We start from the raw sequence: 21,867 nt of genomic DNA, 5'->3' as shown, positions 1-21,867 counted from the left end.
AAATTGCGCGCGATTTCCGCACCCGTCTCGCACCGGCTAACAGCCAAGCACCACCGCGCCTCCGGTGAGCCCGGCGCCCGCTGCCGTCAACAGCAGCTTCTCCCCGCGATCGAACGGCCGCTCTTCTCGCGCCAACGATAGCGAGAGCGGAATCGTCGCGGCGGACGAGTTGCCGTAGTCCGCGATGCTCCGCACGGTTCTTGCAGGCTCGATGGCAAGGCGATCGCAGACGGCGTCAAAGATCCGGGCATTGGCCTGATGCGGCACGAAGCGGCTGATCTCTTGGGGATTGCAGCCGGCGGCATCCATTGCGCGGACGGCACAGGCTGTCATCATCTCCACCGCCTGGGCGAACATCTCCCGCCCGTCGCGCATCGTCATCAGGAAATCCTCGGGCTGCAGGCCCGGTGAGAACGGTTGGCTGCTGCCGCCGGCTGCGATTGAGATCAGGTCGTAGCGGCTGCCGTCGGCGGCAAGGTCAACGCCAAGCAAACCGGTCTGCGGATCATCGGAAGGCGCAACGACGACCGCACCCGCCGCGTCGGCAAAGAGAACGGTGCTTGCTCTTTCCGCCGGGTTGATGCGTCGGCTCAGAATGTTGGCCGCCACCACCAATACCGGTTTTCCCTGCGAACGGACAAAGCCGTCGGCAAGCGTCAAAGCATAGAGGAACCCCGAGCACGCACCGGCCAGATCGATCGCGCCGGAACGGGTGAGCCCGAGCCGGTGGGCGAGCAAAGGTGCGGAAGGCGGCAGGAGATGATCGGGCGTGGAGGTCGCCAACAGGGTCAGGGCGACATCGCCCCGCGGCATGCCGGCATCCTCGAGCGCCGCCGCGCCGGCGCTCGACGCAAGTCCCGTCAATGTCTCGCCATCCTCGACCCAACGCCGCTCGCGAATGCCGGTACGACGCTCGATCCAGCCGGGATCGAGACCGAGCTTCGTTTCGATCTCGGCATTGGCAACGCGCCGTGCCGGCACGGCATGGCCGAAACCGACAACGCGAGATGACCGTGCGGCGCTCACAGCCGCCCTGCCGCGAAAAGCGATGCCGCCTCGTCGATCGCTCCAAAGGCCCGGTCGAGCTCATCGGCGGTCACGCAATAGGGTGGCATCAGATAAATGACATTGCCGAGCGGGCGGATCAGCAATCGCCGCTCGCGGAAGAAGGCCCTGAGCCGCGGGCCGATCTCGGAGAGATAGCCGCCGGCCGGAACCTTGAGATCCAGCGCGGCAATCGTTCCGAACTGGCGGGTATCGCTGAACCGGGGATCGTCGGCGAAGCGAGCGACATGCCGACGCTGCTCCTCCGTCAACGCGTCGATCCGTTCTCGCACAGGCTCTTCTTTCCAGACGGCGAGATTGGCGAGCGCTGCCGCGCAGGCGATAGGATTGGCCGTATAGGAACTCGAATGGAAGAACGTCTTGCGTCGATCTGTCGAGAGATGCGCCTCGAAGATCTCGGCCGTGCAGAGTGTCGCCGCCAAGGGCAGCGCGCCACCGGTCAGTCCCTTCGAGGTGCAAAGAATATCGGGCGTGATGCCAGCCTGCTCGCAGGCAAACAGCCTGCCCGTCCTTCCCCACCCGGTCATCACCTCGTCGGCGATCAACAGGCTGCCGTGCCGTTCGGCGATCCGTTTCAACTTGGCAAGCACGGAAGGCTCGTAGGTTTTCATACCGCCCGCACCGAGGAGCAGTGGTTCGATTAACAGGGCCGCAACCTCGCCGGTGGCACAGGCCGCCTCGAAGGCATCGAGCGTCGTCTGCTCTTGATCCGGCTCCGGAAACGGTAGCCGATCGACGGCGAAGAGCAACGGCGCGTAAGGCGCATTGAAGACGCCCCTTTCCCCCGCCGACATCGTGCCGATCGTATCGCCATGATAGCCATGTTCGAGCACGCAGATACGGTTTCGCGGCCGGCCGAGATTGTGGAAGAAACCAAGTGCCATCTTCAGCGCGACTTCGACCGCGGTCGAGCCGCTGTCGGAGTAGAACACATGGGCGAGCCCGGGTGGCGCGATCTCGATCAGCCCTCTCGCCAGGTCTTCCGCCGGCGCGTGGGTGTATTCAGCGAAGATGATCTGATCATGGGTCTCCGTGGCCATGCGGATCGCTTCCATGATGGCGGGATGCCGGTGGCCGTGGGTGATGACCCACCAGGACGAAATCGCATCGAGGATCGCCGCCCCGTGTTCGTCGATGAGATAGGCGCCCTCGGTCCGGACGACGCGTCGCATCGCCGGCTCCAATGCATGCTGGGTGAAGGGATACCAGACGGTGGAATTTCTCATGCCGGCACCTCCAGCAAATCGTCGACGTTGAAATTCTCGCGAAACGCCTGCCGCAGCCGTTCCGGCGTCAACGGGTCGAGCCGCTGCAGCCGCCCCAGCCGTCGAACCTCCCCCAGTTCCGCGACGATCGCTTCGCTATCCGCCTGCTCCTCGCCGATGAAGGCGACACCCAGGACCGGGATCGCACGGCGCCGGAGCGCCTCGAGCGACAGCAGCGTGTGATTGATCGTGCCGAGCCCCGTGCGGGCGCAGAGAATGACCGGGATTTGCCAGCGCGCGAACACATCGGCAAAGACGCTCCGCTCGGTGAGAGGCACCAGAAGCCCGCCTGCCCCCTCGATGACGAGCGGGCGGTCGACCTTGGGCGGCAAGAGATGTTCAGGCCGGATCGACACACCATCGATCCGCGCCGACAGATGTGGCGAAGCCGGTGTCCTCAGCCGATAGGTCTCAGGCAGGATGCGCTCGGGCGGGATCCGACCGAGCCGCGCTACAGCCTCGCTGTCGGTTTCTTCATCGAGTCCCGATTGCACCGGTTTCCAGTAGCAACCGGAAAGCGCGTCGGTCAGCGCCGCGGAGAATATCGTCTTGCCGATGCCGGTATCCGTGCCGGTAACGACGAAACGGCGCATCATGACCGCTCCTCCGTCATTGCGACCTTCAAGCCCTGCAGCATGCGCGTGATCATCGGCCGGTCGACATTCAGCGTGATCGCGATCCGAAGCCGCGCCGTCCCTTCGGGAACAGTTGGTGGACGGATCGCCCTGATATCAAACCCCTCGGCGCGCATCCGCGCCGCAATCCGCACGGCGCGACCGTTGTCGCCGACCGGGACTGGAAGGATCTGCGAGCCGCTGCTTTGGATGCCGAGGGTTTCGGCAAGCGCCCGATTGGCGAAGGTCCTGAGATCATCGAACTCCGCCCGGCGCCGAGGCTCATCCGCGAGTGTCACAAGAGCCTCGCGGACGGCGGCAGCGATCAGCGGCGATGGCGCCGTGGAATAGATGAAGTTGCGGGCACGGTTGACAAGATAGTCGCAAAGCACGGCGTTTGCGCCAACAAGGGCGCCGGAAACGCCGAGCGCCTTGCCGCAGGTATGGAGCACAACGAGATTCCTTCGGCCTTCCAATTCCGCGGCCAGACCACGGCCGTCGGGTCCGAAAACGCCGGTCGCATGCGCTTCGTCGACCACCAGAAAACCATCATGCCGCGCGGCCAGTGCGGCGAGATCCGCAAGCGGCGCCCGGTCGCCATCCATGGAATAGAGGCTTTCGACGGCGATCCAGGGATGTCCCATGCCGCCGCGCTTGCGCCACGTGCCGATCGCATCGGCAAAGGCGTCGACGTCGTTGTGCTTGACCGCGACCGCGCCGGCCCTGCTTGCGGCGATCCCCTCATGGGCACTCGCATGGATCAGGGCATCGTGGACGATAATGTCGTCGCGCTGCGGCAGCGTCGAAAACAAGGCGGCATTGGCCGCATAGCCGCTGCCGAAGAACAGCGTTCGCTCCACGCCAAAGAACGCTGCCGCCTCCGCCTCCAGCGCCTCATGTTCCGCATGGTTGCCGCGCAACAGCCGCGAACCGCCGGACCCGACCGGCACGCCGCGGTCGATCGCTGAGGCAATTGCGGCCTTCAGACGCGGCGATCCGGCGAGCGCCAGATAGTCGTTCGAGGTGAAGTCGACCCCACTGCCGGAGGCGAGTTCGCGGCGGCGCTCCTTGCGTTCAAGGCCGTGAAGCGTCTTCTCGTAGCGGTGGAGCAAGCCCGCGGTCATTCGGCCGCTTCCGGTTCTGCCGTAGGCGCCATCGGCTTCAGCCCGAGGCGGCGGAAGAGTGCCGCATCGTGATCCTCGCCGGGGTTGTCGGCGGTCAGCAGCGTTTCGCCGACGAAGATCGAATTGGCGCCGGCGAAGAAACAGAGTGCCTGCATCTCGTCGCTCATGTCGGTGCGGCCGGCTGAAAGGCGGACGTGAGACGCGGGCATGAGTATGCGGGCGAGTGCGATGGTGCGGACGAAATCGATCGGATCGACGGGCGCCGCATCGGCAAGCTTCGAGCCTGGGATCGGAATCAGCATGTTGATCGGCACGCTTTCGGGGGGCACCGGCAGATTGGCGAGCGTCACCAGCATCGAGATCCGATCGTCAGCCGTCTCGCCCATGCCGAGAATGCCGCCGGCGCAGACCTTGATGCCGGCCTCGCGGACGTTTGCCAACGTTTCCAGCCGGTCGGCAAAGCTGCGGGTGGTGATGATCTCGCCGTAGAAGCGCTCCGACGTATCGACATTGTGGTTGTAGTAGTCGAGCCCGGCATCTGCGAGCCGCCCGGATTGTTCCGGCGTCAGCATGCCAAGCGTCATGCAGGTCTCTATGCCGAGCGACCGGACGCCGCGGACCATGGCGACGATCGCCTCCATGTCGCGCTCCTTCGGGCTGCGCCAGGCGGCGCCCATGCAATAGCGCGTCGCGCCGCCATCCCTCGCTTTGCGTGCCTCTGCAAGAACCTGTTCGACTTCCATCAGTTTCGACGCTTTCAGCCCCGTCGGGTAGTGCGCCGACTGGCTGCAATAGCCGCAGTCTTCGGCACAGCCGCCGGTCTTGATCGAGAGCAGGCGGCTCATCTGGATGGCATTGGGGTCGAACTGGGCGCGGTGAACGGACTGCGCACGATACAGAAGGTCGTTGAACGACAAATTATAGATTTTTTGCGCGTCGGCCAGATTCCAACCGGTTTTGGCGGGTTTGGTGGCTCCCGAGGTCGGCTCGGTCGATCTGTTTGTATCCAGCATGTTCGTTCACTTCCCTGTTTGCGGCAAAGCAAAATAGATAGAATCCATTATTATCTATAATTTTCACGAGCACCGCATCAAGCAACCACCCAAAAGGAGAGCGCACTCTACTACTTCAATTATAGCGTGCTTTCATACGATTCAACGGATGCGGCGAGAAGGGCAAATGCCGCAACTCTCCGCCTTGGCGGCATCAGCTGATGGCAATGAGAGCAGCCGCCAAATGCCCAGATTTTCGGACCTTGCGCCTCGCACCATCCGCAGATCTCCCGACCGATGCCCGCTACCGACACCACCGAGCCGCAAGAACACATGCCTTTCCAATTTTTATAGATAATTTTCAGCCAAAGAACCGCACGCGAGGTACACGCCGGCAGCCCTTGACAAAATCCGCTCCAGCCGCTCAGTTTGAAGCATTCACCAGGGGTGTCCCGACAAGGGGCTGAGATTCTGCTAGGCGACTTCCGCGGCGCAGTGACCCGTTGAACCTGATCCAGTTCATACTGGCGTAGGGACGGTGCAGACATCGCTGCCGCATTCGCGTTCGCGCGAGCAGATCTCGGCAAGGCGTCCTTCCCTCTCTTCCGGTCCGAACTGGGTCTCCAACAATGGAGCCTCGGCAATGCGTATCTTCATCGCGATTCTGCTTCCTTCAGACCGACGTTCGGCTCGCCGTAGCTGGGCGCATTGACCATGCGCGTCCTGATCAAAGGCGCCGGCGTCGTCGGGCTGACCTTGGCACATGAGCTGATCGGCCGTGGCGTCGAGGTGGCCGTTGCCGAGCGGCAGCCGGACTTCGGCGGGGCGGCGTCGTGGTTTGCCGGCGGCATGCTGGCGCCCTGGTGCGAACGCGAGAGCGCCGAGGAAACGGTGCTGACGCGCGGCATCGGCGCCATCGACTGGTGGGACCGTGCGCTTCCGGGCGAAGTGTCACGCAACGGCACCCTCGTCGTCGCTCCGCCGCGAGACGTCGGCGAACTCAAACGCTTCGCTTCGCGCACGTCCGGCTTCGGATGGCTCGACGGAGAAGCGATCGCGAGACTGGAGCCGGCGCTTGCCGGTCGCTTCCGAGAGGCGTTGTTCTTCCCCGGCGAGGCGCATCTCGACCCGCGCCGGGCGCTTGTCTTGCTGCGGCAAAAGCTCGTCGAGAACGGCGTCGCCTTCATCGGCGAGGCGGATAATAGCAGCGACAGCGATCTGATCGCCGACTGTAGCGGCGCTTCGCGGATCGGCCCCATCGCCGGCCTGCGCGGCGTGCGCGGCGAGATGCTCTATCTGCAGACCGGCGAGGTGGAATTGTCGCGGCCAGTCCGTCTCATCCACCCGCGCATCCCGCTCTACATCGTACCGCGCGGCAATGGTCTGTTCATGTGCGGCGCGACCATGATCGAAACCGACGATGGCGGTCCGATTGCCGCCCGTTCGCTGATGGAATTGCTGAACGCTGCCTATGCGCTTCACCCCGCCTTCGGCGAGGCGCGCCTTCTCGAAACCGGCACCGGCGTCCGGCCGGCCTTTGCCGACAATCTGCCGCGCGTCATGCGCGCCGGAAACACCATCACGCTCAACGGGCTCTATCGCCACGGCTTCCTGCTTTCACCGGCCTTGGCCGAGGAAGCGGCGAACCTTGCCCTTGCCCAGAACCTGAAGGGAGACGCCGCATGAAATTGACCGTCAACGGCGAGGATCACGACCTCACAGTCACGACCCTTGCCGAACTCCTGGCCGCACTCGACTTCGAAGGGGATTGGCTTGCCACCGCCGTCAACGGCGAGCTGGTGCACCGAGCCGACCGCTCGGCCCATTCCCTGAGCGATCGCGACCGGATCGAAATTCTCTCGCCGATGAAAGGAGGCTGAGACGTGCTGACGCTTTATGGACAGGAACTGCGTTCCCGCCTGCTTCTGGGCACCGCCCGCTACCCCTCGCCTGCCGCGCTCGAAGACGCGGTTCGTTCGTCGGCGACCGAGATTGTCACGGTGTCGCTGCGCCGCGAAACCGCCGGCGGCCGTCAGGGCGGCGCTTTCTTCGACCTGATCCGGTCGCTCGGCGTGCACGTGCTGCCCAACACCGCCGGCTGCCACTCGGTGTCGGAGGCGGTGCTGACCGCCAAGATGGCGCGCGAGGTCTTCGGCACCAACTGGATCAAGCTCGAAGTCATCGGCCATCAGGATACGCTTCAGCCCGATGTCTTCGGGCTGGTCGAAGCAGCACGCATCCTTTGCGCCGAAGGCTTCGAGGTCTTCCCCTACACGACCGACGACCTCGTGGTCGGCGAGCACCTCGTCGAGGCCGGATGCAAGGTGCTGATGCCCTGGTGCGCGCCGATCGGCAGCGCCATGGGGCCACAGAACATCCCGGCGCTGCGCGCCATGCGGGCCCATTTTCCGGATATGCCGCTGATCGTCGATGCCGGCATCGGCCGGCCCTCACACGCAACGACAGTGATGGAACTCGGCTTCGACGCGGTTCTGCTCAACACCGCCGTCGCCGGGGCAACGAAACCGGCCCTCATGGCCTCCGCCTTCGCCCGGGCAATCGACGCCGGACTCGACGCCTTCGAGGCGGGCATGCTCGAACCGCGCGATTTTGCCGTTCCCTCCACGCCCGTCATCGGAAAGGCGGTGTTCGCGTGAAACTCGACCCCTTCTACCTCATCGTCGATAGTGCCCAATGGATCGGGCGGCTGGTGCCGCTCGGCGTGAAACTGGTGCAGCTTCGCGTCAAGGACCGTCCGGAAGCAGAGCTTCGTGATGAGATCCGCGCGGCCAAGGCGATCTGTGACCGTCATGGGTGCCAGCTCGTCGTCAACGATTACTGGCGCCTCGCAATCGACGAGGGCTGCGATTTCGTCCATCTCGGCCAGGAGGATCTCGCGGATGCGGATCTTGCCGCAATCCGCGCTTCCGGCCTGAAGCTCGGCCTCAGCACCCACGACGAGAGGGAGCTGGAGACGGCGCTTGCCGCCAAGCCCGACTATGTCGCGCTCGGACCGATCTATCCGACGATCCTCAAGCAGATGAAATGGGATCCGCAGGGGCTGCCGCGCCTCTCCGCCTGGCGGGAGCGCGTCACGCCGCTGCCGCTCGTTGCGATCGGCGGCCTCAATATCGACCGGATTGCCGGCGTCTTCGAGCATGGCGTCGACAGCGCCGCGGTCGTCACCGATATCACGCTGAATGGCGATCCAGAGGGGCGGACGCGGGAGTGGATTGCACGCACGGCGACGTGGCGCTGATCGAGGAAAACAGCGGGATCACCTGACGCCGTGGCTCTGCCTCAGGCAATCGCCAGTTCTGAAAGCCAGGCCGAACCCAGGCCGTGCTTGTCGCAATAGGCGGTAAGCCGGTCGCGCGTTTTGCCGGGCCGGTCGAGACCGAGAAAGCGGGAAGCGTTCCTCCAGAGGATATTCTGCTGGTGCTCGTCGCTGACGCTGGCGAGCGTCAGTTGCTCGACTATTCTCGAAACATAGGCGTTGTAGTCCTTCTCCAGCGCCATCATCGACCAGTCGGTGCCGAACATGAGATGGCGGGCGTCCGGGTCGTAATCATCAAGCCATTCGTCCAACAGCTGCCGGATCTTCGTGTGAAGATTCTTGTCGTCGCTGCTGACCAGTTCGCTGAGATAGCTCAGATCCGCAAACAGGTTCGGGCGACGCTCGTGATCGATCGTCCTGCCGATGATCTCTTCCCAGGTCGGCGGCCCGGAAAACTTGTCCTGGGCACAGGAGACCATCACGCCTGTCGGCGCCCCCGGGCGCAGGATTTCGTCGAAGGCGCCGAAATGCGCGAGATTGATCCGCAGCTTATCGTACTGGTTCGTGTCGAGCAGCTTCTTCCAATAGGCGGGGCTTGCAAGATTGCCGTAGCCGCAGCCGGCCCCGATGCTGTTTTCCGCATGGGCCATGATCGGCACATCGTTGTCGCGACACCAGGCGTAGAGCCGCTTCAGCGCGCCATCGATCGCCGGATCCGCATTGCCCCATGCCTTGAAGCCCATCGGCGGGTAGATTTTGACACCGATGAAGCCCTTTTCCATGATCGCGTACTGGACGTTTGCCAGCGATGAACCCGGCCTTTGCGCTTCCCGATGCGGATCGAAGCCGACGAAGCTGTGCATGCGGATGCCGTGCTTCCTGGTGACGATCTGCTGGACCTCGTCCATGACGTCGATCTGGTCGCGCTGTGGCGATGATGTCCCGTGAAGCGATTTATCGAAGTCCAGGATGCTCGGCGTGATCAGAGAGAGCCGACATTTGGAAGCGAAGATCTTGACATAGGCTTCCGCCAGGTTTTCCCGGTAGTCCTGCATCAGCCGGACGAAGGAAAGATAGGTTCCGATCTGGTCGTGCGCCTTTGCGGCGGTGGCGACGGTATCGACATCCGCTTCACTCACGCCGCCGCCCGAACGCCGCTGGAATGTCTGGGGCAGATCGGGAGTTCCGCCGAGCTGGCGCAGCAAACCGTCATAGTCAGGGGATTCGCCAAGACTGCGCCTCGAAAACGTCGATCGTTGCTCGCCTGCGCGCGCGATCAGATCCCTTACCGCGACGCGCAATTGCTCGTCCTTGCGCCGCGCGAGCTCGGCGTCGGAAAGGCGCCGAGCGCCTTTTTTCAGAACAGCAAGTTCATGTTTGGCTTTGGGCGCGACATCGCCAAGCGCTGTCACGAGAAAGACCACCAGGGCATTTTCCAGCCCCTTCGCCTCCTCAGCGTTCGCGGAGAGCCTTTTCTCCGGCATCTTCTCCCGCAGCGCCACGTAGCGAACCAGGCCATCCACCGGCACATCCGCCGCGTTGAAGAAATGGCAATGGACGTCGATGATCGGATGATTGAGACTGCAGGCGCCGGGCAAAGGCAGATGCCGGCATCCGGCAAGCACATTTGCAAGCACGCCCGCCGAAACCAGCCGCAAGACATCGCGGCGCGTCACGGCGGCAACCGGACCAGCCCAGTCGACCTCCATTGTCCCCTCCTGTTGCGAGACCCCCTCGAACAATCGGGCAAACATTACTCCGTCCGAAAGCCGCGCGAAACAGATATTTACTTGCCGTTACTGGGGTCCCGTAGATCAGCGTGAGTCGACTTTCAGTCAGACAGGAGGCGTGTTACTCTAAAATCTTGGGGAGAATTTTGCGTGGTTGGTGGCGCCGGCAAATATGAGTTCCAACGTTACCTGTCCGGAGCCCTGGTCCAATGGTCCTCCCCGGCAGCAACGGAATCGGCTGCCCCCGCTCGGGAAGACTTTCTCGGCTCGCTGCTTTTCGCCGACATTTCCGGCTTTACGCGTTTGACCGCCAAATGGTCCGAAAGCGACCGCGCTGCCGGCGCCGAACGCGTCAGCCTGCTTCTGAACGCCTTCATGGGCGAGCTCATCAACCATATCGAGGAGCATGGCGGCACGGTCTTGAGTTTCGCCGGCGACAGCCTGATTGCCGGCTGGCGGGCACCATCCCCGGATGAGCTCGAACAGACGGCCTGGCGCAGCTGTTATTGTGCAGAACGTATCCGCGAGCAAATCGGCGGGCCGGGCAATCCCGAAGACGCGCTTCAACTGCGCATCGCCGTCGGTGCCGGCGCCATTACGCTGCTGCATCTGCTGCCGCGTGCGGACCAGCGTTGGCTGATCGTCGGAGGCGACTGCCTGGCCCAGGCCGATCATGGCGGCCAACTGAGCGACGCCGGAGAAATTCTCGTGTCCGATGCCGCGTGGCAGCTGATCGGCAGGCGCGCCAAGGGCGGGCTGAACCGGGAAGGGACCACACGCCTCGAAAGCATCGAGCCCTGCTCGACCACGAAGGAAGCGCCCCGCACTCAGCCGGGCTCCGCAACCGACCGGCTTGAAGCCTATCTACCGCTTTCGCTGCGCAGCCGCCTGCTCTCACCGCTTTCACAATGGCTCGCAGACCTCAGGATCGTGACCGCGCTTTTCGTGCATATCGTCGGGCGCGATCTCGATACGGATCTCGATCGGTTGAACAAGCTCGTAGCACGATCGATTGCCGTCGTCGGCCGCACCGGTGGAGAGATCCTGCACACAGCGCTCCATTCCGGCGGGCTCGAAGTCTTCGCCGTTTTCGGCCTGCCCGGCAAAAAACATGCCGACAATGCGCGCCGGGCGATCATCGCCGCCCTTCGCCTGTCGAACGAACTCGACGAGCCGGATCTCGGCCTGTCGGCCGGCATCTCGACCGGCGAGAGTTTCTGCGGCGCGCTCGGGACGATCCATCGTGCCGACTACACTGTCGTTGGAGCCGCCGTGAACATGGCCTCCCGGCTGGCGAGCGTTGCCGCAGGCCGCATTCTCGTCGACCAGGCAACGGCGAAGGAGACTGCCGGCCAGATTGCTTTTTCCGGTCCCTGGACACTTGCCGTGCCCGGCATGCGCGGCGGCGTGGTCGCCTTTGCGCCAATTGCCGAGACCGTCGCGACCATCGACACCAAGTCCCCCGTTCTCTTCAACCGGGCGGCCGAACTTGCAGCACTCAACGCGTATGTGGAGCGCGCAGGCAATGGACAGGCCACCGGCGTGATGATCGTTAAGGGTGATTCCGGCGTCGGCAAATCGGCGCTGCTTCGTTCCTTCGTCGAAACCTGCCGTGACCGTGGAAGCCAGGTTCTGGTCGGCAATGCCGACGATATCGAAAGCGACGTGCCCTATTTTGCCTGGCGCGGAGTGATCCGCGACCTGCTTGGTATCGGCGACCTGCGCGGCGCCGAAGCCTCGGATCAGGTGATGCAGTTCTTCGCCCACCGACCGGAACTCGCACATCTGGCGCCGTTGCTGAACGATGCCATCAACCTCACCTTGACCGACACGGTCGAGACCCGGGCGATGTCAGGCGACGGGCGGTCGCACCGGCTGCGTGAATTGCTGCGCGATCTGATGACCGACAGCCTTTCCTGGGGGCGCGGCCTTGTGGTGCTTGAGGACGTCCACTGGCTGGACGAGGCATCCGGTCAGCTGCTCGGCCGATTGGTTTCCGGAACGGCGCCGATCCCGGTCGTTGTGTCAACCCGCACGGCCAGGACGCAACAGGACCTGACGCGGTGGACCGGACAACATTACAATGGTGCGCAGACACTTGATCTCTTGCCCCTCGATTTCGAGGGCACGATTTCACTCGTGCGCGCGTCGATCGGCAGCAACTCCCCGGCAGATGGCTTTTGCGAAGCGGTCTATGCACAGTCGGCGGGAAACCCGCTGTTCATACGCGAAATCTGCCGGATGATCGGCGAACGGCGATTGCCGAAGGCTGCGGAAACCCAGGTCCCCCTGTCGCTCGCCGAAGCCCGTTCGAACGAAGCGACCTTGCTCAATACGGCCAAGGTCACCGTGATCGCCCGAACCGACCAGCTCCCGGCTGAGCTCCAGGCTCTCCTGAAGATCGCAAGCGCCATGGGCGCGACCTTTTCCATCGCCGAACTCCAGGCGCTTTCACCGATCAGGAAGTCCGCCTTGGACATCGAGGCAAGCATCGAGCGGCTGCAGGCGGCCCATCTGATCAAACCCATGGACGACCGTCCGGGCCGTTTCACATTCAGCCACGCCGTCATCCGCCAGGCCATTTACGACAGCATGCTGTCGGAACAGCGCCGTGAGGCACATCGCGCCATCGCCCAGGCGATGGAAGAGAGCGGGCAGCCCGACAATGCGGAAAATCTGCCGCGCATATTGAGCCATTGGGAGCGCGCCGGCGATGCAGCGCTGGCATTCAACTACCTGGATCGTGTCGCCGAGCTGCGTCTGCGCCAGTTCGACAATGCCGCTGTCGTCGACCTGATCGAGCGCTTTTTCAAGACCGCGCGCGAGCTCTCGATCACGATCACGCCTGCCCGGCGGGCGGCCGCCTGTTTCCTGCTCGGGGAGGCCAGTCTCAATCTCGGCCGCGCCGAAGCTGCAAGGCATGCCTATGAGGAGGGCCTAAGGCTTTCCGGCCTGCCGCTTCCGCGCACCTCGGCCGGCCTCGCGCTGCATCTCGTTCTCGATCTTGCCGAACAGGTGTGGCGTCGTGTGACCCATGGAGACAAGGACTGGATCCTCGAGCGCGAGATCTCGCGGTCGCCATCCGATCCGTTCCTGCTTGCGGCAAAAGCGCATGAAGACCTGACGCGGATCTACTACTTCACCAGCGAGAAGCTGCGGCTGATCCATGCGACGCTTCGGGCGACGAACCTTGCCGAAAGAAACAAATATGTCTCGCCGACGACCGCCACCAATTACGCGAGCCTCGGCGCCATATGCGGCGTCATCCCGCTTCACAAACAGGCCGAGCACTACAGCCGATTGGCCGCCGCCCTTTCGGAGCGCGTGGATCAACTGGGAACGCGCGTGCGCGTCGACCTTTTGTCGGGCATGTACCAAATCGGCCTAGGCCATTGGCGCGAAGGCAAGCGGGCGTTCGAGGCCGGCCTCAACAACGCCTCGACCGTCGGTGATTTGAGACGCTGGTGCGAAGTGGCCGTTGGCCTTGAGACGATTTCCGGCCCCTGGCTACTGACCTCCGCTTTCGAAGGCATTGCACCATGGGAAATCCTGGTTCAGCGCATCTGCGAAGAGGGCCGCAGGCGCGGCGACACCCAGGTGCTTGGCTGCGGCCTGCTCGGCCGCCTCAGGGGCCATGCGGCGCTGGGCCGATGGGCCGCCATCGACGCCGATCTCGATGAACTCAGGCAGATCATCACCGCAAAGGCCGACGGACTGGAACTCGTGCACTGCATCGAGGGAGCATCGCTTCTGGTGGAAGCCGCCCGGCGGCAGGGTGACGCGGGCGAAGCAAAGGCATGGTTCGAACGGGCATTCTCCTGGTGCCAGACGCTCAACCCGGCGATGAAGACGCGAACCCTGCCGGCGCTTGCCCGGCTGTTCGACGTCGCGAGCGACACGGAGGGCGGCGACCCGGCAGCGGCGCAGCTTGTCCTGCGAAAGCTCGAGCGGTTCGCACGCGTCTATCCGATCGGCCGTCCAACGGCAGCACTCGGCGAGGCGACCCTTTACCTGCATCTCGGCCAGCAACGACGCGCCGAGCGGGTGGCGCGATACGCCTTCGCCGAGGCGATACAATTGGAGATGCCGGCCGTGGCGCTCGCCTCGTTGCGCCACCCGGCGGGGCCGAGGGATGCTGCGGCGTGGCAGGCCTTGGAGACAATGTTTGCCGTTCGGCAAAACACCTGGGGCGAGGTCCTCCAGCTCGATCAGGCCGAGTTTCCGCCCCATGTCCAGGTTGTTGCGTTCGAGGGAGGCCATGCGTGAACCAGTATCGAGTGCCGCGCGTCCTAATCGTGCTTGCGCATTTCGACGAGACCAGAAATCCGGAAGGTCGCCCCGACTTCATCCCGCAGGGAACCGGCCACCTGTTCCTGGCGGGCGCCTTTGCCCGTAATCGCGTGAGCCTTCGCGCCTACAGCGAATTTCACGACGGACCGCTCGTCGACGAGGCGGCCTTCGCGGAACTGGACATGCTGGTGCTGACCGGGGTCACCGCCGCCTTCGACCGGATGCGCCATCTGACCGCCTATGCCCGCACGAAATCGCCAGGCTGCGTCATCGTCGCCGGCGGACCGGTTGTCCGCAATCTGCCGGTTTCGAGCGCCGAAACCTTCGACTACGCCTGCGAAGGTGACGTCGAGGAGATGCAGGCCGTTATCAAGGAAGTTTTCGGCGAATGGGCCGTCTCCGAAACGATCCTGCCGCGCTTCGACCTCGCCGGCTGGGGCGGCCCGGTCAGCTATGTCGAGACGAGCCGCTACTGCAATTTCAAGTGCAGCTTCTGTGCGCTCACCGCCGAAGGCCGGCGCTATCACAGCTACGACCTCGGCTATATCGAAGCGCAATTGCGCAATGTCCCGGCCAAGAAATACGTGCTGTTCATCGACAACAACTTCTACGGCAACAGCAAGGACGCCTTCCATGCCAAGCTCGACCTGATCCGCTCGTTTTGGAAAGAGGGACTGTTTCAGGGTTGGATTGCGCTCGTCACCGGAGATTTCTTTCGCGATCCCGACAATCTCGAAGCGGTGCGCGCGGCCGGCTGTCTCGGCCTCTTCAGCGGCGTCGAGACGCTCAACGAAGCGCAGTTGAAGCGCTACCAGAAGAAACAGAACCTGGTGGTGCCGCAGCTGGAAGCCATTCAGACCTGCCTGAAGGCCGGTGTCGCCTTCCAGTACGGGCTGATGTTCGATCCGTCGTCGCAGACGATGCAGGCGATGCAGGACGAACTCGCCTTCATCACCGGCGAAAGCAGAATGCCATTGCCGGCCTTCCTGAGCCTGACGATCCCGCTGCTGGGCACACCCCTGTTTGACGAATGCGCCGCAGAGGGCCGCTTCCTTCCTTCTGCCAAACTGCGCGACATGGATGGGTTCACGCTGATGACCCATCCCCTCGACAACCTTGACGATGTCGCCTTGTTTGCCCGCAAGCTATCGCGCCTCGACGGCAACCGGACCCAAATCCTGCGCCATTGCCTGGGCTTCTACCGCAATTACCGTCGCTCGCTTTCGGGCCGGCAGATGATCCATCTGCTGGCCAACAGCCTGCGCCTCGCCTTGCCCTCTATCATGCATCGCCATGGTCTTCCGACCCGTTCGGGCAGCGACGACAATCTCACCTATGTCACGACGACGCAGCCGCTTGGACCGCTCTACACGCCGGCCTTTCGGGTCGGCGAAGGCTTCCGCTCGCATTTCGCGCCAACGATGATCACCGACGCCTCGGGTGCGCTTGACGAAACCATTGCCCGCAATCTCGAATATCGGACCAGCCCGCGGCAACGAACGAGCCTCGGCGTCGAATATAGCCCTGGTTGAGAGCGTCCCGGCGCCTGCGTCAATCTGCCCCCCGATTGCAACCTCCAGTGCGTGAAGTTGGGTCGGCTTGGTAAGATTGGATTCAAACTTTTTGGGTAAGCTTCCGTTAGCTATTTCACACCTGTCGGCCGGCGATTGCCGTCGACCTTGTTTTGCGTACGGGTGCCCATGCGTCTTTCAGCTGCGACCGCAATCATCTTTGCCGGCCTTGTCTCCGGCTGCTCTTCCAGTTCGAGCCTGGACACGATCGCACCGCGACCGTCGCGAGAAACGACCAGTTCGGTCGTGCTTTCGGCCGCGCCGGTACCCGTCGCCAATGTCGGCGCAAGGGTGGCCGAGGTCACACCGCCTCAGAGCGTCCAATCCGCACCGCCGCAGGAAATGCTCGCCTGGGCCGGGCCGGTTCCGGAACCCGAAGCGTTCGCGCCCGCGGCCAATACCACGACCACAACCACGACCCTGGCCATGCCCGTTCCGGGCGCGCGCCCGGTCGCCTTCGTCGCGCCGGACAATCCGGTGACGCAGGCGATGCCACAGGGTCGTTCGCGGATCTACGGTCACCGTTTCCGTGACGCCAAGCCGATCAATTTCGGCCGCGCCAAAAATCCGCGCAAGATGGCCGTTCACGGCGTCGATGTCTCACGCTGGCAGGGCGAGATCGACTGGCCGAAGCTGCGCACTCAAGGGGCCAACTTCGCCTTCATCAAGGCGACCGACGGCGGCGACCATCTGGACCCGATGTTCAAGAAGAACTGGCGCGCCGCCAAGGCGGCCGGCATACGCCGCGGTGCCTATCACTTCTTCTACTGGTGCCGCACCGCCGGCGAGCAGGCGGACTGGTTCATCCGCAACGTTCCGCGCGAGCCCGGCGCGCTGCCGCCCGTGATCGACGTCGAATACAACGGCGAATCCAGCTGCAAGCGCCGCCTGTCGCCCGAACGCGTGCGCGAAAAGATGCAGGTCTTCATGGACAAGCTCGAGGCGCATTACGGCCAGCGCCCGATCATCTACACCGCCCCGGACTTTTATGGCGACAACCTGCAGGGCGCGTTCCAGAAGTATCCGTTCTGGCTGAGGGCCGTGGCCCAGCATCCGTCCAAGGTCTACCCGAACCGCAAGTGGCTGTTCTGGCAGTATTCGGGCTCGGGCCTGTCGCACGGCGTCGACGGCAAGATCGACCTCAACGTCTTCCACGGCAGCGAGGCGGAGTGGCAAAACTGGCTGGAGGCGCGGGCGAGTTGAGGCTCGGCCACACTCTGCAGCGCCGCGCGTCATATCAGACGCGCAAGGTCGCTGTAGCACTTTGATTTGCTGCATGAGGTCACGATAGTCAGCCCCGGCAACTGCGACGTCAGCGCCTCTCCTCGCGCGTCAGGAAGAGGAGCGTGCCGCCAAGTTCGGAGATGACGATCTGCCTCACATCCCAGACGAGGATGGAGACCGGTCGCGTCAACCCACTGACAACCGTCTCGCGGCGGCCCGTCGCCTTGTCGAGCCGCAACAGCCGCCCGCTTCCTGACCGGAACCCTTGCTGCTGGTCGTATAGGCCGTGTTCGAGGATGAGCATCTGTCCTTCGTCGTCGAAGGCGATGGCGACCGGTGCGTTCAGGCCCTCAACGTCCGGCCGCACCTCCGTGCGATCGCCTTTCTCGGCCATCGAAACGACCTTTCCGGCAGCGGCGAGGAAGGGAAAGCCGCCGAACAGCGCGACATAGAGGCGCCCCTCGCGAAGCGCGATACCGGTCGGCACGGCGTCGACTTCGTAGCTGTCTTCACCCTTGAACTCCGTCGGCGAGAGCGTCTCCAACGCGGTCGCCTGTTGCTGCAGGCGGCGGAAGCTCATGATCGTCTGCTTGCGGCCATCGACCCCAAGACGCTCGACACTGTTGCGCGCGGAGTCGACGACGTAATAGGCATCCTCGACGGCGACAAGGTCGAACGGGTTCCAGAAATCGGCGCTGATAACATGGCGTCTGCCGGTACCGTCGATCGCGATGAGCGCATGGTCATAGGATCCCTCATCGCCGTTTGCCGGCGTCCAGCCTTGGGCGACGATCAGTTTGTCACCGGCGCGAAACACGCGATAGGGACCGGTCGGATCGCCGATCACATCGAGCCCATGGGGAAAGATTGGACCGAACGCATCGAAATCGCCGCCCGGCATGCGGCGATAGAGCCGGCCACTGGCGAGATCGGTGACGAGCAGAGCCTCGCCATCGCGAGAAAGGCCGGCGAAGGCGGCGCCGGTTTTGCTGACGCTTTCGAGCCGATAGCCTGGCGCGACCTTCGGCTCGGCAGCGGCACCTGCTGCCAGAAGCAAAAAGGCGACGAGGGTCGTCATCTGCCGGAACGGACGCATCGAAAACCGCCATTGGCCGAGAACCGGAAGCTGGGATCATAGGCCAAACGATAGGTTGTGGTAAGATGCGCGGGATCGCTGTTCCAGGCCCCGCCGCGCAGTACGCGATACGATCTGCCACCCATGGCTCCCTTGGGTTCATGGGGCGCATAGAGATCGCTGGTCCATTCCCAGACATTGCCGACCAGATTGAGCACCCCCTCGCCGCTCGCGCCGGCGGCAAACGACATCGCCGGCGCGGTCATCGGATAGCCGTCGCTCGCATCGCCGGAGCAACAAATCGTCGCCCCGGCATTGACGCGTCGATCGTCCGCCGGCGCCATGCCCCAAGGGAACGCCTGTCCCTCGGTTCCGCGCGCCGCTCTTTCATATTGCTGCTCCGACGGAAGGGTGAGGCCGTAGTGACGGCAAAAGACATCGGCATCCGCCCAGCTTACACCGACGACAGGATGATCGTCCAAACCAAGAAGCGGGTGACCGGCATAGAACGCAGGACGATGACCCGTTGCGGCCACGAAGTCCTGATATTGACGATTTGTGATTTCGGTGCGGTTGATGGCAAAGGCGTGGCCCAGCACCAGTTGGCGCGGACGTTCGTTGTCCGGGCCATCGTCACGGCCGAAGACGAAAGTGCCGGCGGGAATGTCGACGAGCGCATTGCCGGTGATCGGGCCGTCATCAGCGACGGCTGACCCTGCCGCAAACGTGATCGCGACGACTGCGGCCGCCACCCGGAGATTAGAAATCGACACGACGCTGACACTCGCCATCGAACAGAAACACCCGGTCGGCCACGACCTTGATGCCGATCGGCTGGTCGATCTGGCCGGCGAAGTTCTTGTCTGCACGCAAGGTCAGCAATTGAGCGCCGAGCCGCAGGCTGACCAGCGTGTTCTCGCCGGTGAGCTCGACCGAATAGATCGGCGCAACCAGATTGACATCGGGGTCTGCGGCGTTCGTTGCCTGGACATCTTCCGGGCGAACACCGAGGACGGCGCGGGGAACAGTCGCCCGGCCGAGCCCTCCGACCCTGAAGCCGGCACTTGTGAACACTCCGTCGCGTGCCTCCCCCGGGATGAGGTTCATCGGCGGAGAGCCGATGAAGCCGGCGACGAAGAGCGTGCGCGGATTGCTGTAGATTTCCCGCGGCGTCCCCAGTTGCTCGATCACACCCTTGTTCATGACCGCCACCCGGTGCGCCAGCGTCATCGCCTCGATCTGGTCGTGCGTGACGTAGATCGTCGTGACCTGCAACTCGTGCTGAAGATGTTTCAGCTCCGAGCGCATCTGGGTGCGCAGCTTGGCGTCGAGATTGGAGAGTGGCTCATCCATGAGAAAGACGCGCGGCGTGCGCACGATCGCACGGGCGAGCGCGACGCGCTGGCGCTGGCCGCCGGAGAGCTCCTTCGGAAGGCGGGAGAGCATGGTCTCGAGTTCCACCCGCCGGGCAACCTCGGCGATACGTTGTTTGCGTTCCTCCTCAGGCACTTTGCGGATCCTAAGCGGGTAGCCGATGTTCTCCTCGACGGTCAGGTGCGGATAGAGCGCATAGGACTGGAAAACCATCGCCACGTCGCGGTATTTCGGCAGCACGCCATTGATGCGCTCGGCGTCGATGAAGATGTCACCCGATGTCGCCTCCTCGAGACCGGCAACCATGCGCATCGTCGTGGTCTTGCCGCAGCCGGAAGGCCCGAGCAGAACCAGGAACTCCTTGTCCCGAACCTCCAGATTGAAGTCGGCCACCGCGACGAATTCGCCGAACTTCTTGGAGACGTTGTTGAACGTGACGGACGCCATCGTTTCACCCCTTGACCGCCCCGAGAGACAGCCCCCGGACGAGATGCTTCTGAACGATGAAAGCGAAGATGACGATCGGCACACAGGCCATAAAGCCGGCGGCGCTGATTTCCCCCCAATAGGTCTTGTACTGCGTCACCCGCCCGGCGATGCCGATCGGCAGCGTCTGCGACTGCTCGGTGAGCGTGATGATCAGGGAAAGCAGGAACTCGTTCCAGGAGATGATCAGGCAGAAGATGGCCGTCGCCGCGAGCCCGGGCCTGGCGAGCGGCAAAGCGACATGGAGGAAGGCGCCCCAGCGCGTGTCGCCGTCGACGATCGCCGCCTCTTCCAGTTCGACCGGCAGGTCCTGGAAATAGCTCTTCATCATCCAGGTGGCGAACGGCAGGTTGAAGGCCGTGTAGGCGATGATCAGCGCCGACTTCGTGTTCAGCATGTCGAAGTAGTTGAAGAACAGGTAGAGCGGGATGATGCTGACGATCGGCGGCATCATCCGCGTCGACAGTATCCAGAAGGAAATCTGCTTGCGCCATTGCCAGGGATAGCTGAAGCGCGCCAACGCATAACCCGCCATCGTACCAAAAACCACGGAAACGATGGTCGTGCCGGCCGCGACGAGGAAGCTGTTCAGCGCGTAACGCAGGAACGGTCGCTGAATGAAGGCTTCGTCATAGTGCTTCAATGTCGGGTTGCGCGGCAGCCATTCGGGCGGCACGGCGAAGATATCGATGTCGAACTTGAACGAGTTCGCGGCGATCCAATAGATCGGAAAAAGCGTGAACACCAAGGCGACGAGGATCGCCAGATAGGCGGACAGGCGGATGAGCCATTCTCTGGTGCGGCTGCGTGTGGGGAGGGTCGTCGTCGCCATCATCGTCAATCCGCCAGCCGCATGCGCTTCATGAACCAGGTGCTGAGAACGATCGTCACGAACAGCACGAACAGCGATATCGCCGCCGCATAGCCGGGATCGGCGAAGCGGTAGGCGACCTGGTAGATATAGAGGCTCAGGACCTTGGTGCGATCGGCGGGACCTCCTCCCGTCAGGATGAAGACGAGATCGAAAAGGCGCAGCGCATCCATGACGCGCAGCAGCAAGGCAATGGCGATCACCGGCTTGAGGAACGGCAGCGTCAGATCCCAGAACTGCCGCCAGGACGAGGCGCCATCGAGCGCGGCCGCCTCGTAGGGCTCGACCGGGAGACTTGCCAGCCCCGCCAGCATCAGAAGGAAGATGAAAGGCGTCCATTGCCAGACATCGGCAACGATGATCGAAAACATCGCAAGGTTCACGTCGCCCGCCCAGGCCTGCAGTGGAAGGCCGAGACGGAACATGATTTCGTTCAGCACGCCAAACTGTGGCTCGTAGATGATCTTCCAGGTGATCGCGACGGCGATTGGCGGCAGCATCATCGGGATCATCAGCACAGTCTTCAAGAAGGTGAGCCGGCGAATGAACCGATCAAGAAGCAGCGCCAGGCCGAGACCGAGCACGAACTCCACTGACACGGAAACGATGGTAAAGACCGCAGTGTTGCGCAGCGCGGCGTGAAATTGTGCATCGGTCAAGAGCCGCGCAAAATTGCCTGGACCGACGAATTGCCAGGGCAGGTCGGGATTGGGGCTGATCTTGTGGACCGCGGCATAGAACATATAGAGGCTGGGGAAGATCGTCAGCGCCAGAAGGATGAGCATGGTCGGCGCCAGCATCAGGTAGCGCAAGTGCCGCTCGGTCCAATGTTCGAACGCGCCACCCAGTCGGAGCGAGGCCGCCGGTATGCCTTTGCCGGGCTTCAACATCGATTTCTCCCGCAGGCGC

General features: G+C 63.4%; 18 protein-coding genes and 1 riboswitch. Of the genes, 7 read left to right on the top strand and 11 right to left on the bottom strand.

Annotated features, from left to right (window positions below):
• Positions 1 to 36 precede the first annotated feature (36 nt).
• From bioZ to bioB, 5 genes are read right to left on the bottom strand one after another with little or no spacing between them, the layout of a single operon-like run.
• Positions 37 to 1,026, bottom strand: a complete 990-nt coding sequence (bioZ, locus tag AC3WWH_RS09705) for a 3-oxopimeloyl-[acyl-carrier-protein] synthase BioZ (protein ID WP_058322835.1) — start codon at positions 1,024 to 1,026, stop codon at positions 37 to 39.
• Positions 1,023 to 2,291: an adenosylmethionine--8-amino-7-oxononanoate transaminase gene (locus AC3WWH_RS09700; protein WP_058322834.1), complete on the bottom strand. Its 1,269-nt coding sequence runs from the start codon at positions 2,289 to 2,291 to the stop codon at positions 1,023 to 1,025. Before AC3WWH_RS09700 ends, bioZ begins: the two co-directional genes overlap by 4 nt.
• Positions 2,288 to 2,926, bottom strand: a complete 639-nt coding sequence (bioD, locus tag AC3WWH_RS09695) for a dethiobiotin synthase (protein ID WP_058322833.1) — start codon at positions 2,924 to 2,926, stop codon at positions 2,288 to 2,290. Before bioD ends, AC3WWH_RS09700 begins: the two co-directional genes overlap by 4 nt.
• Complete coding sequence (locus tag AC3WWH_RS09690) at positions 2,923 to 4,068, bottom strand: 8-amino-7-oxononanoate synthase (RefSeq protein WP_058322832.1); 1,146 nt, start codon at positions 4,066 to 4,068, stop codon at positions 2,923 to 2,925. The genes bioD and AC3WWH_RS09690 overlap by 4 nt, the downstream gene beginning before the upstream one ends.
• Positions 4,065 to 5,081 (bottom strand): biotin synthase BioB, encoded by a 1,017-nt coding sequence (gene bioB, locus AC3WWH_RS09685; protein WP_058322831.1) that lies wholly within the window; start codon positions 5,079 to 5,081, stop codon positions 4,065 to 4,067. The genes AC3WWH_RS09690 and bioB overlap by 4 nt, the downstream gene beginning before the upstream one ends.
• Before the next feature lie 412 nt (positions 5,082 to 5,493).
• A riboswitch (TPP riboswitch) is annotated at positions 5,494 to 5,614 on the top strand.
• A gap of 160 nt (positions 5,615 to 5,774) precedes the next feature.
• On the opposite strand from bioB, the gene thiO reads away from it, so the two are divergent.
• Genes thiO through AC3WWH_RS09665 form a run of 4 tightly spaced genes read left to right on the top strand, consistent with a single transcriptional unit; the run spans position 5,775 to position 8,319 of the window.
• Entirely contained in the window at positions 5,775 to 6,746 is a 972-nt protein-coding gene (thiO, locus tag AC3WWH_RS09680; RefSeq protein WP_492376952.1) for a glycine oxidase ThiO, read from the top strand.
• Positions 6,743 to 6,940 carry a sulfur carrier protein ThiS gene (gene thiS, locus AC3WWH_RS09675; RefSeq protein ID WP_057251890.1) on the top strand — a complete coding sequence of 66 codons (198 nt, stop codon included), beginning with the start codon at positions 6,743 to 6,745 and terminating at the stop codon, positions 6,938 to 6,940. The genes thiO and thiS overlap by 4 nt, the downstream gene beginning before the upstream one ends.
• A 3-nt stretch (positions 6,941 to 6,943) precedes the next feature.
• Positions 6,944 to 7,717, top strand: coding sequence for a thiazole synthase (locus AC3WWH_RS09670; protein WP_492376951.1), 774 nt, complete (start codon positions 6,944 to 6,946; stop codon positions 7,715 to 7,717).
• A complete protein-coding gene (locus AC3WWH_RS09665; RefSeq protein ID WP_492376950.1) occupies positions 7,714 to 8,319 on the top strand; it encodes a thiamine phosphate synthase in 606 nt (201 codons plus the stop codon). The genes AC3WWH_RS09670 and AC3WWH_RS09665 overlap by 4 nt, the downstream gene beginning before the upstream one ends.
• A 41-nt stretch (positions 8,320 to 8,360) precedes the next feature.
• Here the strand turns inward: AC3WWH_RS09665 and AC3WWH_RS09660 are convergent, their stop codons facing one another.
• Entirely contained in the window at positions 8,361 to 10,046 is a 1,686-nt protein-coding gene (locus AC3WWH_RS09660) for an amidohydrolase family protein (protein WP_492376949.1), read from the bottom strand.
• Positions 10,047 to 10,217: 171 nt separating this feature from the next.
• Between AC3WWH_RS09660 and AC3WWH_RS09655 the strand changes: the two genes are divergently transcribed.
• The 3 genes from AC3WWH_RS09655 to AC3WWH_RS09645 all read left to right on the top strand — a co-directional run bounded on the left by AC3WWH_RS09655 (position 10,218) and on the right by AC3WWH_RS09645 (position 17,131).
• Positions 10,218 to 14,333, top strand: coding sequence for an AAA family ATPase (locus AC3WWH_RS09655; protein ID WP_492376948.1), 4,116 nt, complete (start codon positions 10,218 to 10,220; stop codon positions 14,331 to 14,333).
• A complete protein-coding gene (locus tag AC3WWH_RS09650) occupies positions 14,330 to 15,889 on the top strand; it encodes a B12-binding domain-containing radical SAM protein (RefSeq protein WP_492376947.1) in 1,560 nt (519 codons plus the stop codon). Before AC3WWH_RS09655 ends, AC3WWH_RS09650 begins: the two co-directional genes overlap by 4 nt.
• Positions 15,890 to 16,057: 168 nt before the next feature.
• Positions 16,058 to 17,131: a glycoside hydrolase family 25 protein gene (locus tag AC3WWH_RS09645; protein ID WP_492376946.1), complete on the top strand. Its 1,074-nt coding sequence runs from the start codon at positions 16,058 to 16,060 to the stop codon at positions 17,129 to 17,131.
• A gap of 109 nt (positions 17,132 to 17,240) precedes the next feature.
• Here the strand turns inward: AC3WWH_RS09645 and AC3WWH_RS09640 are convergent, their stop codons facing one another.
• From AC3WWH_RS09640 to AC3WWH_RS09620, 5 genes are read right to left on the bottom strand one after another with little or no spacing between them, the layout of a single operon-like run.
• The gene (locus AC3WWH_RS09640) at positions 17,241 to 18,248 is read right to left on the bottom strand and encodes a ScyD/ScyE family protein (protein WP_492376945.1); all 1,008 of its coding nucleotides are present in this window, start codon (positions 18,246 to 18,248) and stop codon (positions 17,241 to 17,243) included.
• Complete coding sequence (locus tag AC3WWH_RS09635) at positions 18,227 to 19,018, bottom strand: formylglycine-generating enzyme family protein (RefSeq protein ID WP_492376944.1); 792 nt, start codon at positions 19,016 to 19,018, stop codon at positions 18,227 to 18,229. Before AC3WWH_RS09635 ends, AC3WWH_RS09640 begins: the two co-directional genes overlap by 22 nt.
• Positions 18,987 to 20,048, bottom strand: a complete 1,062-nt coding sequence (locus tag AC3WWH_RS09630) for an ABC transporter ATP-binding protein (RefSeq protein ID WP_492376943.1) — start codon at positions 20,046 to 20,048, stop codon at positions 18,987 to 18,989. Before AC3WWH_RS09630 ends, AC3WWH_RS09635 begins: the two co-directional genes overlap by 32 nt.
• Positions 20,049 to 20,052: 4 nt before the next feature.
• Positions 20,053 to 20,919: a carbohydrate ABC transporter permease gene (locus tag AC3WWH_RS09625; RefSeq protein ID WP_057251899.1), complete on the bottom strand. Its 867-nt coding sequence runs from the start codon at positions 20,917 to 20,919 to the stop codon at positions 20,053 to 20,055.
• Positions 20,920 to 20,924: 5 nt separating this feature from the next.
• The gene (locus AC3WWH_RS09620; protein ID WP_113398580.1) at positions 20,925 to 21,848 is read right to left on the bottom strand and encodes a carbohydrate ABC transporter permease; all 924 of its coding nucleotides are present in this window, start codon (positions 21,846 to 21,848) and stop codon (positions 20,925 to 20,927) included.
• Positions 21,849 to 21,867 lie beyond the last annotated feature (19 nt).

The organism is Ensifer sp. EB106-03-01-XG145 (assembly GCF_058792075.1).
The sequence above is the reverse complement of the archived record's forward strand: the minus strand, read 5'-3'. Positions and strand labels throughout refer to the sequence as shown.